Source organism: Streptomyces sp. S465 (assembly GCF_026898115.1).
In the GTDB taxonomy this organism is placed as follows: domain Bacteria; phylum Actinomycetota; class Actinomycetes; order Streptomycetales; family Streptomycetaceae; genus Streptomyces; species Streptomyces luomodiensis.
Genome location: NZ_CP114036.1, coordinates 6,153,453 through 6,177,101, shown reverse-complemented (window position 1 = coordinate 6,177,101; position 23,649 = coordinate 6,153,453). Strand labels below are relative to the sequence as shown.

Genomic DNA, 23,649 nt, shown 5'->3' with positions numbered 1-23,649 from the left:
GGCCGCCACAAGCAGGAGGAAAGTCTACAAACCGTGCCGACCGTTCTCTTCGCCGATGGGTCGACCCTGACCAACCCCTCGCTGGCGCAGGTCAAGGCCAAGGTCGGCCTCTGAGTCAGGCTCGCGTCAGGCCACGGCCGGCCGCTGCGTCAGCCTCGCGGCAGCGGCTCGCCGTACCAGAGCTCGATCAGCCGGGCCGCGATCGAGATACCGGACGGAGGCAGGACCTCCCCGGACTCGATCGCGGCCCGCAGCTCGTCCCGGGAGAACCAGCGCGCCTCGTGGATCTCCTCCCCGTCCACCTGGATGTGGGAGGACGTGGCGCGCGCCATGAAGCCGAGCATCAGGCTGGACGGGAACGGCCACGGCTGGCTGGCCACGTACTCGACCTCGCCGACCTCGACGCCCGCCTCCTCCGCCACCTCGCGGACCACGGCCTGCTCGATCGACTCGCCCGGCTCCACGAAGCCCGCCAGCGTCGAGAAGCGCCCCTCCGGCCAGTGCACCTGGCGCCCCAGCAGCGCACGGTCCCGCTCGTCCGTCACCAGCATGATCACGGCCGGGTCGGTCCGCGGGTAGTGCTCGGCACCACACGCCGGGCAGCGGCGGATGTGGCCCGCGGCCGCGATCGTCGTGCGCTCACCGCAGCGTGAGCAGAAGCGGTGCAGCCGCTGCCAGTTCTCCAGCGCGACCGCGTGCACCAGCAGCCCGGCGTCGCGTTCGGACAGCAGCACCCCCGCCTCGCGCAGCCCGGCCGGGCGTGCCGACTGGTCCATCCGCCCCGGCAGGGAGTCCTTCTGGAGCGCGAAATAGCGCACGCCCTCCTGGTCGGTGCCCAGGAAGTAGCGGTGGTTCTCGGTGTGCGGGGCCTCGAAGGACGGGGTCATGACGAGCTCGGTGCGACCATCCGAGGTGTCGTCGACCAGGGCCTGGCCGCCGGAGACCACGAAGACACGCGTCGTCGGGTGGCTCCACGCCGCGGCCAGCCACGCCTCGTCCAAGCGGTGGTGCGCGGAGCGGTCGATGCCGCTCGGAGCGCTGAGCGTGATCGGCCGGTCGGCGGCGCGGTCGGTCCAGGTGGTCACGGCTGCTTCCAACTCCCCCTGCGAAACGGGTGATTCACGTACATAAGCGAGCTTTTACCGTCCATTCTCCGCGAGATCGTCCCAGAGGTGGGCCGCCGCCTCGGCGCCCTTCATGAGCAGGCCGAGCTCGACCTTCTCATTGGGCGCGTGCCAGCCGTCGGACGGCACCGAGATGCCCAGGAAGAGCACCGGAGCGCCGAGGACGTCCTGGAGATCGGCGGCGGGCCCCGATCCGCCCTCGCGGGTGAAGCGGATCTTCTGGCCGAAGGCGCGCCCCATGGCGCGGACCACCGACTGGAGCGCGGGGTGGTCCAGCGGGGTCAGACACGGGCGGGTGGCGCCCCCTAACGTGATCTCATGGCGGATACCGGCCGGCAGCAGGGCCGCGACCCAGTCCCGCACGGCCGACTGGATCTTCTCCACGTCCTGGCCGGCCACCAGCCGGAAGGACAGCTTCAGCTGGGCGGCCGAGGGCACGATGGTCTTTCCGCCCGGCCCCTGGTAGCCCCCGCCGATGCCGTTGACCTCGGCGGTCGGGCGGGCCCAGATCCGCTCCAGGGTGGAGTAGCCCGCCTCACCGAGTGTGGCGCCTGAATGCGCGGTCCGCAGCCAGTCCGCCTCGTCGAAGGGCAGCTCGGCGAAGAGCTCGCGCTCGCGGTCGGTCAGCTCCACGACGCCGTCGTAGAAGCCGGGGATCGCCACCTTACGGTCGGCGTCGTGCAGTGCGGCGGCCAGCCGGGCGGCCTCGGTGGCCGGGTTGGGGACCGCACCGCCGAAGGAGCCGGAGTGGATGTCCTGGCCGGGGCCGTGGAGATCGATCTGGCAGTCGACCAGCCCCCGCATCCCGGTGCAGACGGTCGGGGTGTCCTCGGACCACATCCCGGTGTCCGAGACGATCACGACGTCACAGGCCAGCCGGTCGGCGTAGGAGCGGATCAGCTCGGGGAAGTGCGGGGAGCCGGACTCCTCCTCGCCCTCGATCAGCAGCTTGAGGTTCACCGCGGGTGCGCGGCGGCCGGTCACGGCCAGATGCGCGCGTATCCCCAGGGTGTGGAAGAGCACCTGCCCCTTGTCGTCGGCGGCGCCGCGGGCGTACAGCCTGCCGTCCTCGATGACGGGCTCGAAGGGGTCCGTGCGCCAGCCGTCCTCGCGGTGGGCGGGCTGGACGTCGTGGTGGCCGTAGACGAGCACCGTAAGGGCGTCGGGATCACCGGACGGCCACTCGGCGAACACGGCCGGAGCGCCGGGTGTGTCCCATATCTCAGCCACTGGGAAGCCCGTCGCGGCCAGGTGGTCCCTCAGCCACTGCGCGCTGCGTCGGACGTCGTCGGCGCGTACGGGGTCGGCGGACACGGACGGGATGCGCAGCCACTCGGAGAGTTCGTCGAGAAAGGCGGCGCCGTGGCCGTCCACATAGGCGCGGACGGCATTGTCCGGGTCCGGGGTGTTGCTCATACACGCGAGCCTATCCGGCCCGCGACGAAGCGAGGGCGGGGGCCTCCGGGGCGCTCATGTGTGCTCGCTCTCGGTCACGGTTCCGTCGTGGATACGGTCATTCCCGATCGCGCCGCCGTTCCCGTACTCGTACCCGTCCTCCGGCTCGCCGCCCGCCTCGCTGCCCGTCTCCCCGAGCAGGACGCGCTCGAGCCCGGCCCGGCCGGGCAGCCCGGTGGGCCTGACGACCTCGCCGCTGCGCACGTACACGAAGGCCGCCGTGACCGCCGACAGGGGCAGTCCGTGCTGCTCGGCCCAGGCGAGGCGGTAGATGGCCAGCTGGAGCGGGTCGGCGTCCTGGGAGCGGCCGGTCTTCCAGTCGACGATCTCGTAGCGCGGGCCGCCGTCGGGGCCCGCTCCGGGCTCGCGGTACACCGCGTCGATCCGGCCGCGGACGGTGCGACCCGCCAGGGTCAGCTGGACCGGCACCTCCACGCGGTACGGGGTGCGACGGGCGTACGGCGTACGCGCGAACGCCTCCTTGAGCGCGGCCAGCTCCCGCTCGTCGGCGATCTCCGCCTCGTCGTCCTCGCCGCCCGGCAACTCGTCCGGGCCCAGGAAGGGCAGCGGCAGCGCCTCGAAGCGGGACTCGACCCAGGCGTGGAAGCGGGTGCCGCGCCGCGCGGCGGGGCGCGGCGGCCGGGGCATCGGGCGGGCCAGCTCCCGTGCGAAGCCGTCCGGGTCGGCGGCGAGACGCAGCAGCTGCGAGGCGGTGAGCGTCCCCGGCAGGGGCACCTCGTGCACGGTCTCACGGGCACGGCGCAGCTCTCCGGCGAGCGCCTCGAGATCGCGGTCCCAGGAGCCGACCAGCCGGACCTCCTCGGGCGCCAGCTCGCCCTCGGCCGAGCCGTGCGTGATGTCGGACACACCGGGGTCCGGTGCGTCGTCAGGACCGCGGTAAGGCTCGTCGTCGTACGGGCCGTCGTCGTAAGGCGCGTCGTCGTACAGGCCCTCGTCATACGGCGCGTCCTCGTGCGGGTCCTCGTCGTACGGCACGTCCTCGTGCGGGTCCTCGTCATACGGCGCGTCCTCGTGCGGGTCCTCGGCCGCGTCCGTAGGGAGGTCCTCGTGCGGACCCTCCGCCGTCTCGATGCGCGCCAGATGGGCGAGCACCACATCGGCCGCGCGGCGGCGGTGGCTGAAGGCGGCCGGGTCGAGCGGAAGCGGCCAGGCCCGGTCGGCCGCCGCCTCCTGCCGGGCCGGGTTCTCGGCGCCCTCCTCCGGCGGCTCGGCCCATGCCTCGACCTCGCCGTACCCCGCCTCGCAGTGCTCGCGCAGCGCGGCCAGGAAGGCGGACGGGCCGCGCGGCCGCTTCTGGGTGGGGCCCCACCAGTGGCCGGAGCCGAGCAGCAGCGAGCGCGGCCGGGTGAAGGTCACATAGCCCAGCCGCAGCTCCTCGGTCCCCTGATGCCCCTTCATGGCGTCCTTGAAGGCGGCGATCCCCTTGCTGTCCCAGGCGGTGACGTCCGGCAGGGTCCGCGCGTCCCCGCGCAGCGCATGCGGCAGGACCTTCGCGTTCGCCGTCCAGGACTCGCGGGACTGTTCGCTCGGGAACTGTTTGGCGACCAGCCCCGGCACCGCCACCACGTCCCACTCCAGCCCCTTGGACTTGTGGGCGGTGAGCACCTTGACGGTGTTCTCGCCGCCGGGAAGGGCGTTGTCGAGCCCCTTCTCATACTGCGCGGCGGTGCGCAGAAAGCCGAGGAAGCCCTGAAGGGTGGCCTCGCCCTCCACGGCCGCGCCGCCCTCCCGGCCCGCGAAGGCGGCCGCGACGTCCAGGAAGTTGCCGAGCGTCTCGCGGCGGCGCGCGGCCAGGGCGTGCGGTGAGGCGGACAGCTCGACCTCGAGGCCCGTGGTGGCCAGGACCCGGTGGAGCACGTCCATCAGCGGATCGGCCAGCGAGCGGCGCAGTTCGCGCAGTTCGGCGGCGAGCCGGGCGAACCGCACCCGTGCTTCGGCCGAGAAGGGCAGTCCGTCGTCCGGGCCGCCGCCCGCCTCCAGAAAGGTGTCGAGGGCGTCGGCGAGGGAGATCACCTCGGAGGGGTCGGTGCCCTCGACGGCCTCGGCGAGCCGTCGGTCCGGGTCGCCCTCCGCCCCGTCCGGCCCGCCGTGGGAGACCAGCGCGCGGGCGCGGCGGCCGAGCAGTGCGAGGTCGCGTGGGCCGATCCGCCAGCGCGGCCCGGTGAGCAGTCGCACCAGCGCGGCGTTGGCCCCGGGGTCGTGGAGGACCTCGCAGACGGCCACCAGATCGGCGACCTCCGGCAGATGCAGCAGCCCCGACAGGCCCACCACCTCCACCGGGATGTCCCGTTCCACCAGGGCGCCCTGGATCTGCGCGAAATCACCCGCCGTACGGCACAGGACCGCGATCTCACCGGGCGGGGTGCCGGTGCGCACCAGGTGGGCGATGGAGTCGGCGAGCCAGGTCAGCTCCTCGGCGTGGGTGGGCAGCAGCGCGCAGCGCACCGATCCGTCCCGCTCGGCGCCGGGCGCGGGGCGCAGCGCCTCGACGCCCTCGTGCATCGCGCGCAGCGGGGCGGCCAGCCCGTTGGCGAGGTCCAGGAGGCGGCCGCCGCTGCGCCGGTTCTCACTGAGCGCGAAGCGCCGCGCGGGGCGGTCGTCGGCGTGCGGGAAGTGCTCGGGGAAGTCGTCGAGGTTGGCCACGGAGGCGCCGCGCCAGCCGTAGATGGCCTGGCAGGGGTCGCCGACGGCGGTGACGGGGTGTCCGGTGCCGCCGCCGAAGAGACCGGACAGCAGCAGCCGCTGGGCAACGGAGGTGTCCTGGTACTCGTCGAGCAGGACGACCGCGTACTGCTCGCGCAGGATCCGGCCGACCTCCGGGTGGTCGAGGGCCAGGGTGGCCGCATGGGCGATCTGGTCGCCGAAGTCGAGCAGATCGCGGCGGCGCTTCTCCTCGCGGTACGCCTCGACCAGGCCCAGCAGCTCCTGGCGGGCACGGGCGGCCTCGGGCACCTTGCGCAGCGCCTCGTTGGTGAGCCGCGTCCCTTCCAGCGTCCGCAGCAGCTCGGTGTCGTACGCGCGCAGCCGCCCGGCGGGGACGAGGTGCTCGGCGAGCTCGGCGTCGAGCGCGAGCAGATCGGTGACCAGGTCGGAGAAGGGGCGGGTGAGCGCCGGATACGGGCCGGGGGCGGCGCGCAGGACGCGGGCGGCGAGCTGGAACCGGGTGGCGTCGGCCAGCAGCCGGGCGCTCGGCTCCAGGCCGATGCGCAGCCCGTGATCCTTGAGCAGCTGACCGGCGAAGGCGTGGTACGTGGAGATGGCGGGCTCGCCCGCGGCCTCCTCGGCGGCGCCCGGGTCCGGGTCCAGGTCCAGGATGCCTGCCGTGACGAGGGCCTTACGGACCCGCTCCGCCAGCTCTCCGGCGGCCTTGTTGGTGAAGGTGAGGCCGAGCACCCGGTCGGGCGCGACCTGCCCGGTGCCCACCAGCCAGACGACGCGGGCCGCCATCACTGTGGTCTTGCCGGAGCCCGCCCCGGCGACGATCACCTGCGGGGCGGGCGGTGCGGTGATGCACTGCACCTGCTCCGGGGTGAACGGGATCCCGAGGAGTTCCTTGAGCTCCTCCGGATCGGTGATGCGGGCTGACACTCCAGTGAGGCTATCTGTGCCCACCGACAGGCCCCGCTGTCCCCGTCGTCCCGATCATCCCGGTCGTCCGCGGCACCGGACGCCCTGTCGTCACCGGACGCCCCGTCGTCACCGATGTCCCCGACGTCCCCGTCAGCGGATGCTCCGGGGCGTCAGTCGACCACATGGCGGCCCTCCGCGCGGGCGCTGCACGCGCCGCGGAAGGCGCAGCGCTCGCAGTGGTCGCCGGTGCTCGGGGTGAAACGCTCGTCGAGGACCCGCCCGGCCGCGGTGGCGAGCAGCTCCCCCACCCACTCCCCGTCCGGCGGCTCCTGGGCCTGGACCTTGGGGACGCCGTCGCCGCCGTCCTTCTTGGCGGCGCCCTGCCGCAGCTGGACCAGCTCCGCCCCGCCCGGCTCGGGGCGCCGGCCGTCGAAGAGGTCGTCGACGGCGCCCTCACGCACCGCCAGCTGATAGACCGCCAGCTGGGGGTGGCGCTCGACATCGCCGCGGGTCACGGCCTGCTTGCCGGTCTTGAAGTCGACGACGTAGGCGCGCCCCTCACCGTCCGTCTCGACGCGGTCCATACTGCCGCGGATGCGCACCTTATAGGCGTCGGCTTCGAGCGTGACGTCGAAGGAGTGCTCCGTGGCGACCGGGGTGCGGCCGCGCTCCATCACATGCCAGTGCAGAAAGCGCTCCAGGGCCGCCCGTGCGTGCTCCTTCTCCTGCCGTGACTTCCAGGGGGCGTCGAAGGCGAGCGCGTCCCATACGGAGTCCAGGCGCTCCATGAGGACCGCGAGATCGGCCGGGGTGCGGCCGGAGGCGACCTCGTCGGCCAGGACGTGCACGACGTTGCCGAAGCCCTGGGCGGCGGTCGAGGGGGCGTCCGCCTTCACCTCGCGCCCCAGGAACCACTGGAGCGAGCAGGTGTTGACGAGCTGGTCCAGCGCGCTGCCGGACAGCGCCACGGGCCGGCCCCGGTCGCGCAGCGGGACCTCGCTGTGCGTCGGCTCGTAGAGCCCCCACCAGCGGTGCGGGTGGGCGGCCGGGACCAGCGGCCGGCCCTCCTCGTCACGCAGCGCCGCGAGCCGCGCCAGCCGGCGCGCGGCGGCCTCCCGCAGCGCCTCGGAGGCGTCCGGGTCGACGGTGGTGGCGCGCAGCTCGGCGACGAGCGCGGGGACGGAGAGCGGACGGCGCGGCCGCTGGGTGACATCGGTGGGCGGGACGCCCAGTTCGCCGAGGAAGCGGGAGGGCTGGTCGCCGTCCTCGGAGGCGGCCTTGACGGCGGTGACCACGAGCCGCTCCTTCGCGCGGGTCGCCGCCACGTAGAACAGCCGCCGCTCCTCGGCCAGCAGCGCCCCCGGCGGCAGCGGCTCGGCGAGCCCGTCCCGGCCGATCCGGTCGGCCTCCAGGAGTGAGCCGCGCCGCCGCAGATCGGGCCACAGCCCCTCCTGCACCCCCGCGACCACCACCAGGGCCCATTCGAGCCCCTTGGAGCGGTGGGCGGTCATCAGCCGTACGGCGTCGGGGCGCACCATCCGGCGGGAGAGGGTGTCGGCGGCGATGTCCTGGGCGTCGATCTCCTCCAGGAAGTTGAGGGCGCCGCGGCCGCCGGTGCGCTCCTCGGCACGGGCGGCGGTCTCGAACAGCGCGCACACCGCGTCCAGGTCGCGGTCCGCGTTCCGCCCCGCGGGGCCGCCGCGCTGTGCGGCCCGCTCCAGGCGGCCGGGCCAGGAGGTGCCGTCCCACAGCACCCACAGCGCCTGTTCGGCGGTGCCGCCCCGGGCCAGCGCCTCCCGGGCCGTGCGCAGCAGCTGCCCGAGCCGCTGGGCGCCGCGTGCGTACACCGGGTCGTGGACGGCCAGCCGCTCCGGCTCGGCGAGCGCCTCGGCGAGCAGGACGTCGGAGGGGCGCGGCACCGCCCGCCCGGCGGACCGCTCCTCCTCGCGCAGCGCGCGGCCCAGGCGGCGCAGATCGGCGGCGTCCATACCGCCGAGGGGCGAGGTGAGCAGGGTCAGGGCGGTCTCGACGCCGAGGGCCGCGGACAGCCCGCCGCTGTCCGGCAACGCGGCCGTGGCGGCGGCCCGCAGCGCCGTCAGCAGGGGGGCCACGGCGGGCTCATGGCGCAGCGGGATGTCATCGCCGTCCACCTCGACGGGGACTCCGGCCGAGGTGAGCGCACGGCGCACACCGGGGATCGAGCGCCCCCCGGCGCGCACCAGGACGGCCATCTCGCTCCATGGCACCCCGTCCTCCAGATGGGCGCGGCGCAGGATGTCGGCGACGTTGTCGAGCTCGGCGCCCACGGTGGGGTACGTGCACACCTCGACGCGGCCGCCGCCGCGGGTGGCCGCGAGCTCCCGATGGGCCCTTACGGCCCGCGCGGGCAGCCGGGTGAGCGGCATCCGGCCGGTGATCTGCCGGGTGGCCGCGAGCAGGGCGGCGCCCGAGCGGCGGGAGACGGTGAGAACCGCCACATCCGCGGGCCGGCCGTCCGCCCGCGGGAAGTCCTCGCGGAAGCGGAGGATGTTCCCCACATCGGCGCCGCGGAAGGCGTAGATCGACTGATCGGGGTCGCCGAAGGCGAGCAGGGTCCTGCCGCCGCCCGCGAGCGCCCGCAGCAGCCGGCCCTGGGCCACGTCGGTGTCCTGGTACTCGTCGACGAACACGGCGTCGTACCGCCCCGCCAGCTCGGCCGCGGTCTCCGGCCGCCCGGCGAGCAGCACCGCGCGGTGCACCAGCTCCGCGTAGTCCAGCACCCCCTGGGCGTCCAGGACGTCGAGATATTCGGCGAGGAAGCCCGCCGCCGCCGTCCAGTCGGGGCGCCCGGCGCGCTCGGCGAACTCCCCCAGCGCCCGTGGCCCCAGGCCCAGCTCCCGGCTGCGTGCGAGCACCGCGCGCACCTCGTCGGCGAAGCCCCGGGTGGTCAGGCAGGCGCGCAGCTCGTCGGGCCAGCGGACGGAGGCCCGGCCCTCGCCGGCCAGCTCGGCCTGGCCGGCAAGCAGCTCCCTGACGACGACGTCCTGTTCCGGTCCGGAGAGCAGCCGCAGCGGATCGGCGAAGAGATCGACGTCCTGGTGGGCGCGGACCAGGGCGTAGCAGTAGGAGTGGAAGGTCGTGGCCTGCGGCGCGCTCGCGCCGCCCAGGCGCGCGGCCATACGGTCGCGCAGTTCGACGGCCGCCTTACGGCTGAAGGTGAGCACCAGGAGCCGCTCGGGATCCGCACCCTCGCGCACCCGGCGGGCCACCGCCTCCACGAGCGTCGTCGTCTTGCCCGTGCCGGGCCCGGCGAGCACCAGCAGAGGACCGCCCGGATGCTCAACCGCGGCGCGCTGCCGTGCGTCCAGGACAGGCGGGGCACCCGGCTCCGGCCGATGACGGAGCAGGCGGTAGACGCCCGACGTCGACTGCCGTGCGGACGGCTGCCGCGCCTGCCGCTGCCGCGGAAGAGACGAGGGGGAGGAGCTCACGTGGGATCGCCGGTCCTGGTGGGTTGCTGGGTGCGGGACAGCCTCTCATGCGAGGCGGGGAGTCACCCGTATGGCTGTGGATACCGCCGGTACGACCGTGCTGCCGCCGTGCGTCGGTACGACCGCGGGCCCGCCGCACGCCGGTACGACCGCGCTGCCGCCGCGCCCCGGCACGCCTACGTTTCCGCCACGTCCCGCCACGGCCGGGCACCCCGCGCGCCCCGGCACGGCTGCGCTGCCGCCGTACGTCGATACGGCACGGCCCAGGAGCCGCCGCATATCGGTACGGCCGCGAGACCGCCGCAGACTGGCACAGCCGCACTGCCGCCGCGCACCGGTACAGCTGCGTTCCACCGCGCCCCGGCACGGCCAGGCACCCCGCGCGGCCGCGGACCCACCGCACATCGGTACGGCCGCGGTCCCGTCGCACATCGGTACGGGCAGACACCCGCCGCCTCCGGCACAGCCGCCTGCCGCCGCGCACCGGCACGACCGAGAGCCTGCCGTACACCTGTACGGCCGCTGGCCCATATGGCGCTACGGAGTGTGGTCGTGCCCGCTCCCGTCCCACCGGGCACGAGCCATGTCGATCCGCGGCACATGCCCCTCGGACGAGCGTGCCGCCTGGCGCAGCGGGGTGCCCTCCTCGCGGTAGTGCTCAAGAGCGCTCAGCTCGTTGCCGGGCAGCAGCACACCGTCCGCGCGCACCACCCGCCACCACGGCACGGCGCCCCCGTAGAGCGCCATCACCCTGCCCACCTGGCGCGGGCCGCCCTGCTCCAGCCATTCGGCGACGTCCCCGTAGGTCATCACGCGGCCGGAGGGGATCAGCTCGGCCACCTCCAGCACCCGTTCGGCGTACTCGGGCAGCTCATCGGCCCCGTCGTCGGCTTCCCGCTCCCTGCTTTCCCGGCTCATCCGGCTCATCCTGCCGCATCCCGCCGAGAGCCGCGCGAAAGTACCCCGGGTATCCCGCGAGCGGTGGCCGCGGGCCCGTTTCGGGTCGAGTGGTGGTTCGATCACGCATTGTGCGGGAATCCCTTGCAGGGCGTACCATTCGGGGTCCACGTCCCCGAAATGCACCCTGATGCCCCCCTCCGCAGCCCGGGCATGCCACCATCTTCCGGGCGGTGACTGGTGATACGAGATCAAGAAGAGACGGCGAAGCAGCAGGGTGCGCAGCCTCCTGAGGAGGAGGCCCGCACCCCTGAGGCGCTGTCGCGCTCCGAGGCACCGTCCGGTGGCCGTGCCGACGCCCCGGACGCCGCCGACCGCTGCGCCCCAAACGGACCGCAGGACGCACACGGGCCGGAGAACCCCAACGGACCGGAGGACATAGACGGACCGGAGAACCCGGACGGACCAGAGGATTCGGACGGACCGGAGGGTCATGTGGACCGGGTCTCCGGGGACGAGCCGCTGCTGCCCGCCCGGGTGCACCGCCCCTCCGATCTGCTGCGGCTGCTCCTCGGGGTCCTCGGCATGGCCGTCGTGCTGGCCATCGCGGCCTTCGCCCACGGCACCACCGCGGGTCTGGAGAAGGACATCGGGCACGGCGCCAACCAGGCGCCCCCGCTGCTGATCGACTTCGCGGGGCTCACGGCCGGTGTGGCCGTCCTCGTGCTGCCGGTGGCCTTCGCCTTCGAGCGGCTGATCAAACGGGACGGGCTGCGGATCGCCGACGGTGTCCTGGCCGCGGTGCTGGCCCACGGTGTGTCCCTCACCATGGACCTCTGGGTCGCCAGAGGCGCCCCCGGCTCGCTCCGTGAGGCGCTCACCCAGCCCGCGCCCGGCGGCACCTTCAGCGACCCCGTGCACGGCTATCTCGCCCCCGTCATCGCCTATATGACGGCCGTCGGCATGGCCCGGCGCCCCCGCTGGCGGGTGGCCATGTGGTGCGTGCTGCTGCTCGACGCCTTCGCGGTGCTCGTGGGCGGCTACACCACACCGTTCTCGATCATCCTTACGGTGCTCATCGGCTGGACGGTGGCCTACGGCACGCTCTACGCCGTCGGCTCCCCCAATGTGCGCCCCACCGGCCAGAACCTGCTCGCCGGGCTGCGCCGGGTCGGCTTCAAACCGGTCAGCGCCATGCGGGCCGAGGAGCCCGAGGACGAACACGGCCACCACGTCGACCGGGGCCGCCGCTATCTGGTCACCCTGGAGGACGGCCCGCCCCTGGACGTCACCGTCGTCGACCGGGAACAACAGGCCCAGGGCTTCTTCTACGGCGTCTGGCAGCGGCTGACCCTGCGGACGATCACCCCGCCGCGCAGCCTCCAGTCGCTGCGCCAGGCGCTGGAGCAGGAGGCGCTGCTCGCCTATGCGGCCATCGCGTCCGGGGCCAACGCGCCCAAGCTGATCGCCACCTCCGAGCTGGGCCCGGACGCGGTGATGCTCGTCTACGAGCACGTCGGCGGCCGTCCGCTGCACGCCCTGCCGGACGAGGCGATCACCGACGAGCTGCTGGCCGGGGCCTGGCACCAGGTCCAGGCCCTCCAGTCGCGGCGCATCGCCCACCGGCGGCTGGACAGCGACGCCCTGCTGGTCGACCGCAACGGCACGGTCGTCCTGACCGATCTGCGCGGCGGTGAGATCGCGGCCGGCGATGTGGTGCTGCGGATGGACATCGCGCAGCTGCTCACCACCCTGGGCCTGCGCGTGGGCGCTGAGCGCTCGGTGGCCGCCGCGGTCGAGGTCCTCGGGCCGGACGCGGTCGCCGACAGCCTTCCGCTGCTACAGCCCCTGGCGCTCGGCCGGGGCACCCGCGCGACCCTGCGCCAGCTCGCCCGCGAGCGCGCCCAGCGCCAGCGGGAGGCCGTCCTGGAGGCGTCGCGCGCCGCCAAGGAGGCCCGCCAAACCGAGGCGCAGGAGGCCTTGGAGGCCGTGGGTGCGGAGGCGGTCACCAGCGGCCGCAAGACCGCCAAGGCCGAGAAGCAGGCGGAGAAGCGCGCCATGGAGGAGGCGCTGGAGGACGCCCGCGAGGAGGATCTGCTCTCCCAGATCCGGCAGCAGGTGCTGCTGGTGCGGCCGCAGGCTCCGATAGAGCCCGTAAGGCTGGAGCGCATCAAACCGCGCACCCTGGTGAGCTTCTGCGCGGGGGCCTTCGCCGCGTACTTCCTGCTGTCGCAGTTCACCCATCTCAAGCTGGGCGCCCTGGTCGGCGAGGCCAACTGGATCTGGGTCGTCTTCGCGCTCGTCTTCTCCGCAGTGACCTATGTGGCCGCGGCGCTGAGCCTGCTCGGCTTCGTCCCGGAGAAGGTGCCGCTCGGGCGGACGGTGCTTGCGCAGGTCGCCGCCTCGTTCGTGAAGCTGGTGGCGCCCGCGGCGGTCGGCGGGGTCGCCCTGAACACCCGCTTCCTACAGCGCGCGGGGGTGCGGCCGGGGCTCGCGGTGGCGAGTGTGGGCGCCTCCCAGCTGTTCGGGCTCGCCAGCCATATCGTGCTGCTGCTGACCTTCGGCTACATCACCGGGACCGAGCGCACCCCGGCGCTCTCGCCGTCCCGGACCGTGATCGCCGGGCTGCTGACGGCCGCCGTCCTCGCCCTGGTGGTGGCCGCCATTCCGGTGCTGCGGAAGTTCGTCTCCAGCCGGTTGCGGTCGCTGTTCGCGGGCGTCATCCCGCGCATGCTGGACGTGCTCCAGCGGCCCAAGAAGCTGCTCGCCGGCATCGGCGGCACACTGCTGCTGACCGCCGCGAACGTGATGTGCCTCGACTCCTCGATCCGCGCGTTCGGCGGTGAGCTGAGCTACGCGAGCATCGCCGTGGTCTTCCTCGCGGGCAACGCCCTGGGGTCGGCGGCGCCCACCCCGGGCGGTGTGGGCGCGGTCGAGGCGGCCCTGATCGCGGGTCTGACCTTCGCCGGGCTGCCGTACGAGACCGCCGCGCCCGCGGTGCTCCTCTTCCGGCTGATGGTCTTCTGGCTGCCGGTGCTGCCCGGCTGGCTGGCCTTCACCCACCTCACCCGCAAAGAGGCGCTGTAGGGGCCCTCTCCCGCCAGACCCTCTTCGTCACGAAGACCTCGTCACGAAGACCCTTCGCCAGCGAGGACCTTCGCCCACAAGGACCCGCGAGGGCCCGTCAGGGAGCCCGTACGGAGCCGTGGGGGCCCCGCTGGAGCCCTCCGGGGCCCGCCCCGGCCAACTGGACCCCCCTCACCCGTACGCCCCCGCTGTGCGCGCGTGGGGCGCCCGCGGCCCTCAGGATGGCGGTACACCGCCACCCACGGGAGAGCCGCCGTGTCCCGACTTCTGCGCATCGGTGCGCTGTCCGCCGCCGCCCTGCTGCCGGCCCTCCTGGCCGCCGGATGCGGTGGCGGCGGGCGGCCGGACACCTCGGCCCATCAGAAGCTCGACTGGTCAGCCTGCCCCACCCCTTCGACGAGCCAGGACGCGGCCGCCACCAAGGCGCCGGGCAAGGACTGGGAGTGCGCGACGCTCCATGTGCCGCTGGACTACCGCAAGCCCCGCGGCCGGGCCATCGGCATCGCCATGATCCGCGCCAAGGCCACCGGACCGGGCAAGCACATCGGCTCCCTCATCTTCAACTTCGGCGGGCCCGGCGGTTCGGGCGTGGCCACCCTTCCGGCCCTCGCCGCCGGCTACAAGCAGCTGCGCACCCGGTACGACCTGGTCAGCTTCGATCCGCGCGGGGTCGGCCGCAGCAGCGGGGTGCGCTGCCTCGGAGACCGGCAGCTCGACGCCAACTACGCCGCCGACTCCACCCCGGACGACAACACCGAGGTGAAGAGCCTGGTCCGCCGGGTCAAGACCTTTGCCGCCGGATGCGAGAAGAACTCCGGCACGGTCCTGCCGTACGTCGGCACCACCAACGCCGCCCGTGACATGGACCTGATGCGGCGCGTCCTCGGCGACAAGAAGATGCACTACTTCGGCGTCTCCTACGGCACCGAACTCGGCGGCGTCTACGCCCACCTGTACCCGAAGAAGGTGGGGCGCGCCCTCTTCGACGGCGTCGTGGACCCCACGCAGACGCCCGAGCAGGGTGCGCTCGGCCAGGCCAAGGGGTTCCAACGTGCCCTCGGCGACTATCTGAAGGCGTGCGCCAAGGGCGGCGCCCAAAGCTGCCCCACCCAGACCCGGATCCGCTCGCTGCTGAAGCGGCTCGACGCCCGGCCGGTGCGCGGCTACGGCGGCCGGAAGCTGACCGAGTCCCTGGCCGACGGCGGTATCGCGCAGTCCCTGTACTCCCGGCAGTACTGGCAGTACCTCACCCAGGGGATCGCGGCCGCCCAGCAGGGCGACGGCAGGATTCTGCTGGCCCTGGGCGACGCCATGAACGGACGCAGCCCGGACGGCCACTACAGCACCCTCCAGTCCGCCCTGACCGCCATCACCTGCGCCGACTTCAAGCAGCGCTACACGGTCCCGGACATCGAGCGGAAGCTGCCCGCCTTCCGTAAGGTCTCCCCCGTCTTCGGCGACATGATGGCGTGGGGCCTCACCCAGTGCACCGACTGGCCGGTCCGCGGCGCCTGGACCACACCCGACGTCAGCGCCAAGGGCGCCGCCCCCATCCTGGTCGTCGGCAACACCGGCGACCCGGCCACCCCGTACGAGGGGGCGGGGCGGATGGTGAAGGAGCTGGGGCCCGGCGTCGGGGTCGAGCTCACCTACAAGGGCGAGGGCCATGGGGCGTACGACAGCGGAAGCGCCTGTGTCCGAAAGACCGTCAACGCCTATCTGCTGGACGGCAAGGTGCCCAAGAAGGGAAAGGTCTGCACCTGAAAGGTCAACCGTGACGGTATTGAGAAGAAGCGCTGACCTTTTCGCCCCCGTCTCCTCATAGGATCTCCGGATATGCCGAGTTCCTCACGCACCATACGGACCAGGGCGCTGGTCTCCATGACCGCCGTGGCCGCCCTCGTCGCCGTCGCGGGCTGCGACGACGACGGGGGAAGCGAGCAGGGCAAGGCGTCGTCCAAGCCCTCGGCGTCCGCATCGACGCCGGCCCCGGCCTCCCCGTCGGGCTCCGGGCTGCCGGGCTCGCTCACCGGTCAGAAGCTCGACTGGTCGTCCTGCCCTGCCCCGACCGCGAAGCAGGGCACCGGTGAGAAGCCGGGAAGCGAGTGGGAATGCGCCACGCTCAAGGCGCCGCTGGACTACGCCAAACCCAAGGGCGAGACGATCGATCTGGCCATGATCCGCGCCAAGGCCACCGGACCGGGCAAGCGCATCGGCTCCCTGTTGTTCAACTTCGGCGGACCCGGCGGTTCCGGTGTCTCCTCGCTGCCCGGTTTCGCCGGCGACTACGAGAAGCTGCGGACGCGCTATGACCTGGTGAGCTTCGATCCACGCGGGGTCGGCGAGAGCGCCGGGGTGACCTGCCAGAGCGACGCGGAGATCGACGCCTCGGACGCCGTCGACGGCACTCCGGACGACGCCGCCGAGGTCAAGACCGCCCTGGCGGACGCCAAGAAGTACATCAAGGGCTGCGAGAAGCGTTCGGGCAAGGTGCTCCCCCATGTGGACACCGTGAGCGCCGCCCGTGACATGGATCTCATGCGGCAGGTGCTCGGCGACGACAAGCTGTCGTACTTCGGCATCTCCTACGGCACCGAACTCGGCGGCGTCTACGCCCATCTCTTCCCCGACCGGGTGGGACGCGCGGTCCTGGACGCCGTGGTCGACCCCACCGAGGACCCCGAACAGGGCTCCTACGGCCAGGCGAAGGGGTTCCAGCTCGCGCTCGACAACTATCTGAAGGACTGCGCCGAGAAGGGCACGGCCTGTCCGACCGGCGGCGACCCGGCAGCGGGCACCGACAGGATCGCCGCCTTCCTGAAGCAGCTCGACACCAAGCCGCTGCCCACCGAAAGCGGCCGGAAGCTCACCCAGGACGGGGCGCTGAGCGGTATCGCCGCCGCCCTCTACGACAAGGAGAGCTGGAAATACCTCACGCTCGGGCTACAGGAGGCGATGCGGCTCGGCAAGGGCAATCTGCTGCTCGCCATGGCGGATTCGATGTCCGGCCGAGACGAGAACGGCCACTACAGCAACATCAACGCCGCCAATGCCGCCATCAACTGCGTGGACGACCGGCAGCGTTACACCGTGGCCGATGTGAAGGCGCAGCTGCCGCGCTTCCGCAAGGCGTCACCGGTCTTCGGCGAGTATCTGGCCTGGGGCCTGCTCGCCTGCACCGGCTGGCCCGCGGACGGCACCACGGACACCCCTGACGTCAGCGCCGAGGGCTCCGCGCCGATCCTCGTGGTCGGCAACACCGGCGACCCGGCCACCCCGTACGAGGGGGCCCGGAAGATGGTCCAGGAGCTGGGCGAGGGCGTGGGCGTCGAGGTCACCTACAAGGGGCAGGGCCATGGCGCGTACAACAGCGGCAACACCTGTATGACGAGGACCGTGAACGCCTATCTGCTGGACGGGAAGGTGCCCGCCGCCGGCACGACCTGCGGGTAAGGCGTCCAGCGCATCGGTAAGGGGGCCGGATCGCCGCCTCGACGGCGATCCGGCCCCCTTGTACGCGATGCGTCAGCTGATCAGATCAGAGGGATCGGCGCAGATCTGACCGGATCAGTAGACCGGCTTCTCGGGCTCGATCTGGTTGACCCAGCCGATCACGCCGCCGCCCACGTGGACGGCGTCGGAGAAGCCCGCGGACTTCAGGACGGCCAGGACTTCCGCCGATCGGACACCCGTCTTGCAATGCAAGACGATCTTCTTGTCCTGCGGGAGGTCCTGGAGGGCACCGCCCATGAGGAACTCGTTCTTCGGGATCAGCCGGGCGCCGGGGATCGAGACGATCTCGTACTCGTTCGGCTCGCGGACATCGATGATGTCGATGTTCTCGCCGTCGTCGATCCACTCCTTGAGCTGCTTGGGAGTGATCGTCGAACCGGCCGCCGCCTCCTGGGCCTCCTCCGACACCACACCGCAGAACGCCTCGTAGTCGATCAGCTCGGTGACGGTCGGGTTCTGGCCGCAGACCGCGCAGTCCGGGTCCTTGCGGACCTTGACCTGGCGGTAGGTCATCTCCAGAGCGTCGTAGATCATCAGACGCCCGACCAGCGGGTCACCGGTGCCGGTGAGCACCTTGATGGCCTCGGTGACCTGGATCGAGCCGATGGAGGCGCACAGCACGCCCAGCACACCGCCCTCGGCGCAGGACGGGACCATGCCGGGCGGCGGGGGCTCCGGGTACAGGCAGCGGTAGCAGGGGCCGTGCTCGGACCAGAAGACCGACGCCTGGCCGTCGAAGCGGTAGATCGAACCCCATACGTACGGCTTGTTCAGCAGCACGCAGGCGTCGTTGACCAGATAGCGGGTGGCGAAGTTGTCGGTGCCGTCCACGATCAGGTCGTACTGGGAGAAGATCTCCATCACGTTGTCGGCCTCGAGGCGGCCCTCGTGCAGCACGACGTTGACGTACGGGTTGATACCGAGGACCGAGTCACGGGCGGACTCCGCCTTGGAGCGGCCGATGTCCGCCTGGCTGTGGATGATCTGGCGCTGCAGGTTGGACTCGTCGACCTCGTCGAACTCCACGATGCCGAGGGTGCCCACGCCGGCCGCGGCGAGGTACATGAGGGCCGGAGAGCCGAGACCGCCCGCGCCCACACAGAGCACCTTGGCGTTCTTCAGCCGCTTCTGCCCGTCCATCCCGACATCCGGGATGATCAGATGGCGTGAGTACCTGCGGACCTCGTCGACGGTGAGCTCGGCAGCCGGCTCGACCAGGGGTGGCAGCGACACGGGGACTCCGTAAGGGGAGGGAGCAGACGGTTCACCCCCGCGTGAGCGGGGAGGTTTTCTTCTCGTAACACTGCCACGCCCCATCTCATTCCATGACACGTGGTCCGAGTCGCGAGACGATTTCGTCCCAGTAGCCGGGCAGGGCCTCCCAGGGGGACTCGGCACGGGTCCGTCCCCCCGGACGGGCCATCCGGTCGGTGAAGTAGACCGTGCCCGCGCCCTGCCAGCAGGCGATCCGCAGCGCCTCCTCCAGGTGCCGGCGGGGGACGCCGTGCACCTGGTGACAGAACCGTTCGGGCGGGTATCCGGCCGTCCACTCGGCCACCTGGGACCAACGGTAGTCGGCCCACGGGCCCCGGAAGGTCACCAGCTGATCGGCGAGCTCCATATAGCCCTCATGCGGATGGACGCCCTGGCCGAGCACCAGATACGCCCCGCCCAGCAGCGCGCGCAGCGTGGTCGCCGTACGGCGGACGTCCGGCAGACCGGGGCGGTCCACCGGGCAGCGGTCCAGGCAGAAGCCGTCGACCCGGTACCAGTCCAGGAAGTGGTTCGCGTCACTGATCAGCTCGCCAAACGGGCGGGTGCCGCACCTCAGGTCGAGGTGGCCCAGCACCCGCACGCCCGCGGCGCGCAGCCGGGCCGCCGCCGTGAGGCAGTGCGGGTCCCGGCGCGCGCCGGGACCGCGCGCGACGTCGAGGACCGCCCAGTGCAGGGGCGCTCCGGGGCGGGCGAGCTCGGCCCATTCGGTGGGCGCGACCAGGGGGTGGGCGTAGCCGGGCACGCCGAAGCCCAGCCGGGCGGCGGTGGCCGGGACGTCGCGCCGGGGACCCGTGGGGATCAGATGCGACATGCCGCCTCCATCCAGATGTCGGCGAGCGACTCCTCCAGCGGAATCCTGGAGCGCCAGCCGAGCCGGTCGCGGGCGGTGCGCACATCGGCCTGCTGCCAGCTGCCGCAGCCGTCCGGATAGGGGTAGGTGGTCGCGCCGCCGGCGCCTCCGGAGCCGCCGTGCTCAACCGCTGCCGGGGCGTGGGCGGACGCGGGGCCGTGGGCGGTGGCGTGGGCCATGCCATGGGCGTGGGCGGGCGCCGGGACATGCCCGGCGGCGGCCGTGACGTGCTGCCCTCCCCCGCGCCCCGGCGGGCTGTCGATCTCGTGCAGGGCGCCGCCGAAGCCCGCGACCCGGGCGAGCACGGAGGCCGCCTCGCGGAGTCTCACCGCGCGCCCGCTGCCGATGTTGACCACGCCCTGCGCGGCCGACAGCGAGGCCGCGTGGACCGCCCGCGCCACGTCCCGTACGTCCACGAAGTCGCGCTGCACACCGAGGCCGCTCAGCTTGAGCTCGCTCTCCCCGGACTGCATCGCGCGCCGCATCGCCTCCGCGAGCCGGCCCAGCGGCGAACCGGCCGGGGTGCCGGGCCCCACCGGTGAGAAGACCCTCAGCACCACCGCGTCCAGCCCGGAGCCCAGCACCAGCTCGGTCGCGGCGAGCTTGCTCACGCCGTACGGGCCACCGGGGCGCGGCACGGCGTCCTCGGCGGTCGAGGAACCGGGCTGCGAGGGCCCGTACTCGGAGGAGCAGCCGATCTGGACCAGACGGGCGCCACAGCCGCTGCGGCGCAGCGACTCGCAGACGGTCGCGACGGCGACGGTGTTGTGCCGGGTGAGCTCGCGCGCCCCGCCGCGGGTCGCCCCGGCGCAGTTGATCACGACACCGGGGTGGACCGCGTTGAGGAAGCGGGTGAGCGCGCCGGGGCTGCCGCTGGAGAGGTCGAACCGCACATCGGCGTCATCGCCGCGGCCGAGCGCGGTGAGCTGGACGGCGGGGTCGGCGAGCAGGTGTTCGGCCACATAGCGGCCGAGAAATCCGCCGGATCCGAGCAACAGGACTCTCATCGGTCGCGCCTCCCCGTACCGGCGCGCTGATCGGTCATGTCGCAGCTCATGTGGTTGCTCCTCGAACTCATTACGGACTCATCAGGGGAAGGACGGGGGGTGGCGGGTTCGGTGGGCGCCTTACGGGGCGCGATTCGGGGCGGTACGGGCAGTGCGCGCGGTACCGGTGGTCCGGGCGGCCCGGTCGCCGGGGCCGCCGTGGGCCGAGGCCCGGCAGAGCGCGCCGAAGGCGTACACCAGCAGCGCGAGCGCGGCGGCGCCGCAGGCGGCCGCGGGGACGGCGGCCGCGCCCTGGGCGGCGGTCAGCCGTGCCACGGGCACACCGAGCGGTGCGGCACCCGGCAGCCGGGCGGCCGCGGCCGTCGCCAGGGCCGCGGCCTGGACCGCGCAGGCCAGGGCGAGGCCGATGAGCGCGGCCCCGCGGAAGCCGTGGACGGCGAGCAGCCGGGCGAGGAACAGCAGTCCGCAGAGCGCCATGGCGGCCGCCTCGGCCGCCGTGGGAGGCGTGACGGCCGGAGGTGATCCGGGCACCGTGAGCCGGGCCGCGAGCACCAGGGCCGGCAGACCGCAGAGGAAGGCCGTCACCACGCCCGCGAACGGCGGGCGCATCCCCGCCGCGAACTCCTCCAGCCCACGGCTGGCCGTCAGCCTTCGGCGCGCCCTTACGGCGAACCAGCGAGCGCACCCCGCGGCGGGCGCCACCGCCAGGGCGAGGACGACGGCGGCCTCGGCCGCGGGCGCCGCTCCGTCCGGACGGCGTCCGTCGACCACCCCGGCGAGCAGCCGGTCCCCGACGGCGGCGTAACCCAGGAGCCAGCCGACACACAGGGCGTGCGCGATACGGCCCCCGAACCCGCTCCCCCGGACGCGGAGGGGGCCACGGCTCAGACACAGCCACAGGGCGACGATCACCAGCGCCGCGCCGGACGCGCCCAGGGCGAGGCCCGCGACGGCATCCTTACGGGCGGCACCGGCGCGGAGGACGCCGAAGGCGGTCGCCGCGCACAGCGCCCCCGGCAGCAGCCACAGCGCCCCGAGCGCCATCCGCGCCCCCAGCACGCGGCCGGGCGCGGGGGCGGCCGGGGGCACGGGCTCCTCGGCGCGCGGCACCCGGGCGTACAGCTCCTCGGCGAGCGAGAAGACATCGCGATGCCGGAAGCGGGCGGCGGTGCGGTCCGTCACCCCGAGGGCCTCCAGCCCGGCGGCGATCTCCAGTGGATCGACGGCGCGGGCGCACAGGTCGTGGTGCCGGTGCATCAGCGCCCGCACCGGATCGGCCGGCCCCCGCCGTCCCTTTCCCCGCCCCGTCCCGGCGCCGGTGCGCGGAGACGTCTCGTCCGGCCGCCGGGAGACGGGCACCCGGGACCCGGCCAGGGCGGCCAGGGCCCGATCGCGATCGGAGGAGGCCGGACCGAGCGGGCCGTCCCACCGGGGAGGTCTGGTCATGCGCCCTCCTCGGACGGCCGCGGACCCACGCCCAGCGGCTCGGGCGGCGGTGGGTCGGCCCAGGCGGGGGAGTGCTCCGGGGCGGGGGCGTGCTCGGAGGCGGAGGCGTGCTCCGAGACGGAGGCGTGCTCCGAGACGGAGGCGTGCTCCGAGGCGGGGGAGTGCTCCGAGGCGGGGCGGGGGTCCGCCGGGCCGGGCCGCCTGTGGCCGAGGCGGCCGCCGTCGCGGCCCGCGGTCCAGCGGCCCGGGACATGGGCCTCGGCGGGGCGAGCGAAGGGCAGCGGCCCACCGCCCTCGCCGACCTCGTCGCGCCGCACCGGGCAGTGCGACATCAGCTCCAGATAGATGCCGCGGAAGGCCGCGACGTTCTGTTCGACGGTGAACAGCTCCAGCGCACGGGCGCGCGCGGCGGCGCCCAGGCGCGCACAGCGCTCGGGGTCGCCCAGCAGCGCCAGGCACGCGTCCGCGAGCGCCCGGGGATTGCGCGGGGGCACCACGAGACCGGTGCCGCCGATGACCTCGCACACCGCGCCCACATCCGTGGACACCGTGGCCCGTGCGCAGAGCATCGCCTCGACCAGCCCGACCGGAAAGCCCTCCACCACGCTGGAGAGCACCACCACGCCGCCCGCCGCATAGGCGTCGGCCAGGGTCGGCACCTCGGGCTCGCCGAGCCGTTCGAAGGAGACCGGGTTGTCCCCGGCGGAGTGGGCGTCCGCCGCCTCGTCGGGGAAGAGATGGTCGGCGAGCGCCCGGCAGTGGGCCGGATAGCTGTCCGCCTCCGGGCCCTCGCCGCGCCGGGTCTCGATGATCCTCAGCCGTGCGTCCGGCTGCCATCGGCGCACCTCGGCGAAGGCGTGCAGCAGGGCGATGACGTCCTTGGCGGGCTCGATCCGGCCCACCCAGACCAGCGCCCGGTCGTCCCCGCCGGCCTGGGCCGCGCCCTGCTCGCCGACCTCCGCGAAGCGGGTGGCGTCCATGCCCGGATAGACGGTGCGCAGCCGCTCCCGGTCGGCGCCGCACCGCTCCTGCCAGCGGCGCGCATGGGTGTTGCCGGGGGTGATCAGGTCCGCCCGTGCGTACGCCTCGGCGGCCAGCCGGCCGTGGAACGCGGCCAGCAGGGTCCGTACCGGCCCGGAGGGCGGCCGGCCGGCGGCCGCGTCGGCCGCCCCCGCCAGATAGCGCTCGCGCAGCCGTACGCCGTACTCGGTGAGCAGCAGCGGTGTGCCGAAGCGGCGCTTGGCCAGCAGCCCGGGGAGCACGGCCGCGCCGCCGGTCGCCACGTGGCACAGATCGGCCCCGGACAGCCCCGGGTCGCCGGCGGAGCCGCCGTACCAGTCGAGCGACAGCGGGCGCAGCGCACGCTCCAGCGCCTCGGTCACGATCAGCAGATCGGCGACCCGCGCCTGATGGGCGCCGTGCGGCGCCCCGGTGGTGTGGCACGCCCGCTCCAGCGTCCTTACGGCGTCCTCGGAGCAGAGCGCGGCGGACAGCCCGCCGTACTCCGCGGCCAGTTCGGCGAGGCCGTAGAGACCGTGGGCGAAACGGTCCGCCAGGGCCGTGCGGCGGCCGGGCGCACCGGAGCCATGGGGCGCACCGGAGCCATGGGGCGCACCGGAACCGTAAGGCACGCTGATCGCCGCGGCCAGCTCCCCGAAGTGCTCGGCGAACCGCCGCCGCTGCCGACGGCCGCCGCGGCCGCCCCGGCGGCGCTCCGGTTCGCCCCACAGCGGCGCGGTGCGCACCCGGCTGACGTGCCGCGGCAGATCGCCCCAGCCCCCGGCCCGCTGACCGGGACCGCGGCTGAGCGCGTACACCTCGAACTCATGCTGGGCGAGCCCGCGCACCAGCCGGTCGCACCACACCCGCGCATCACCGTTCGCATACGGATAACCACCCTCCGTAAGCAGTCCCACGCGCATGAGCGCACCCCC

13 protein-coding genes and 1 pseudogene are annotated in these 23,649 nt (G+C 73.6%); 4 read left to right on the top strand and 10 right to left on the bottom strand.

Annotation, left to right across the window (positions count from 1 at the left end; all coding sequences use genetic code 11):
* Positions 1–27 precede the first annotated feature (27 nt).
* A pseudogene (locus N6H00_RS26160) lies at positions 28–114 on the top strand (NrdH-redoxin); the annotation flags it as partial.
* A gap of 35 nt (positions 115–149) precedes the next feature.
* Here the strand turns inward: N6H00_RS26160 and nudC are convergent.
* From nudC to N6H00_RS26135, 5 genes are all read right to left on the bottom strand, one after another.
* Entirely contained in the window at positions 150–1,085 is a 936-nt protein-coding gene (gene nudC / locus N6H00_RS26155; protein ID WP_268974279.1) for an NAD(+) diphosphatase, read from the bottom strand.
* 54 nt (positions 1,086–1,139) lie between these two features.
* Positions 1,140–2,540: a M20/M25/M40 family metallo-hydrolase gene (locus N6H00_RS26150; RefSeq protein WP_268974278.1), complete on the bottom strand. Its 1,401-nt coding sequence runs from the start codon at positions 2,538–2,540 to the stop codon at positions 1,140–1,142.
* 54 nt (positions 2,541–2,594) lie between these two features.
* On the bottom strand, positions 2,595–6,188 hold the full coding sequence (locus N6H00_RS26145) for a UvrD-helicase domain-containing protein (protein ID WP_268974277.1): 3,594 nt from the start codon (positions 6,186–6,188) through the stop codon (positions 2,595–2,597).
* 152 nt (positions 6,189–6,340) lie between these two features.
* A complete protein-coding gene (locus N6H00_RS26140; RefSeq protein WP_443073242.1) occupies positions 6,341–9,556 on the bottom strand; it encodes an ATP-dependent helicase in 3,216 nt (1,071 codons plus the stop codon).
* A gap of 621 nt (positions 9,557–10,177) precedes the next feature.
* The gene (locus N6H00_RS26135) at positions 10,178–10,558 is read right to left on the bottom strand and encodes an MGMT family protein (protein WP_329618556.1); all 381 of its coding nucleotides are present in this window, start codon (positions 10,556–10,558) and stop codon (positions 10,178–10,180) included.
* A 219-nt stretch (positions 10,559–10,777) separates the two neighbouring features.
* Between N6H00_RS26135 and N6H00_RS26130 the strand changes: the two genes are divergently transcribed.
* The 3 genes from N6H00_RS26130 to N6H00_RS26120 all read left to right on the top strand — a co-directional run bounded on the left by N6H00_RS26130 (position 10,778) and on the right by N6H00_RS26120 (position 17,077).
* Complete coding sequence (locus N6H00_RS26130; RefSeq protein ID WP_268974274.1) at positions 10,778–13,624, top strand: flippase-like domain-containing protein; 2,847 nt, start codon at positions 10,778–10,780, stop codon at positions 13,622–13,624.
* Positions 13,625–13,879: 255 nt separating this feature from the next.
* Positions 13,880–15,388: an alpha/beta hydrolase gene (locus tag N6H00_RS26125; RefSeq protein ID WP_268974273.1), complete on the top strand. Its 1,509-nt coding sequence runs from the start codon at positions 13,880–13,882 to the stop codon at positions 15,386–15,388.
* A gap of 72 nt (positions 15,389–15,460) precedes the next feature.
* On the top strand, positions 15,461–17,077 hold the full coding sequence (locus N6H00_RS26120) for an alpha/beta hydrolase (RefSeq protein ID WP_268974272.1): 1,617 nt from the start codon (positions 15,461–15,463) through the stop codon (positions 17,075–17,077).
* Between the two features lie 114 nt (positions 17,078–17,191).
* Here the strand turns inward: N6H00_RS26120 and moeZ are convergent, their stop codons facing one another.
* From moeZ to N6H00_RS26095, 5 genes are all read right to left on the bottom strand, one after another.
* Entirely contained in the window at positions 17,192–18,370 is a 1,179-nt protein-coding gene (gene moeZ / locus N6H00_RS26115; protein WP_268974271.1) for an adenylyltransferase/sulfurtransferase MoeZ, read from the bottom strand.
* Positions 18,371–18,455: 85 nt separating this feature from the next.
* Positions 18,456–19,223, bottom strand: a complete 768-nt coding sequence (locus tag N6H00_RS26110; RefSeq protein ID WP_268974270.1) for a spherulation-specific family 4 protein — start codon at positions 19,221–19,223, stop codon at positions 18,456–18,458.
* Complete coding sequence (locus N6H00_RS26105) at positions 19,211–20,269, bottom strand: NAD-dependent epimerase/dehydratase family protein (protein ID WP_268974269.1); 1,059 nt, start codon at positions 20,267–20,269, stop codon at positions 19,211–19,213. Before N6H00_RS26105 ends, N6H00_RS26110 begins: the two co-directional genes overlap by 13 nt.
* 120 nt (positions 20,270–20,389) lie before the next feature.
* Positions 20,390–21,715: a hypothetical protein gene (locus tag N6H00_RS26100; protein WP_268974268.1), complete on the bottom strand. Its 1,326-nt coding sequence runs from the start codon at positions 21,713–21,715 to the stop codon at positions 20,390–20,392.
* Positions 21,712–23,637 carry a DUF3492 domain-containing protein gene (locus N6H00_RS26095; protein WP_268974267.1) on the bottom strand — a complete coding sequence of 642 codons (1,926 nt, stop codon included), beginning with the start codon at positions 23,635–23,637 and terminating at the stop codon, positions 21,712–21,714. Before N6H00_RS26095 ends, N6H00_RS26100 begins: the two co-directional genes overlap by 4 nt.
* Positions 23,638–23,649 lie beyond the last annotated feature (12 nt).

What these genes read in the sequence shown, in the direction of transcription:
- N6H00_RS26150 (WP_268974278.1), bottom strand. Translation starts at nt 2,540, where the DNA reads ATGAGCAACACCCCGGACCCGGACAATGCCGTCCGCGCCTATGTGGAC.
- N6H00_RS26135 (WP_329618556.1), bottom strand. Translation starts at nt 10,558, where the DNA reads ATGAGCCGGGAAAGCAGGGAGCGGGAAGCCGACGACGGGGCCGATGAG.
- N6H00_RS26120 (WP_268974272.1), top strand. Translation starts at nt 15,461, where the DNA reads ATGCCGAGTTCCTCACGCACCATACGGACCAGGGCGCTGGTCTCCATG.
- N6H00_RS26110 (WP_268974270.1), bottom strand. Translation starts at nt 19,223, where the DNA reads ATGTCGCATCTGATCCCCACGGGTCCCCGGCGCGACGTCCCGGCCACC.
- N6H00_RS26105 (WP_268974269.1), bottom strand. Translation starts at nt 20,269, where the DNA reads ATGAGAGTCCTGTTGCTCGGATCCGGCGGATTTCTCGGCCGCTATGTG.
- N6H00_RS26100 (WP_268974268.1), bottom strand. Translation starts at nt 21,715, where the DNA reads ATGACCAGACCTCCCCGGTGGGACGGCCCGCTCGGTCCGGCCTCCTCC.
- N6H00_RS26095 (WP_268974267.1), bottom strand. Translation starts at nt 23,637, where the DNA reads ATGCGCGTGGGACTGCTTACGGAGGGTGGTTATCCGTATGCGAACGGT.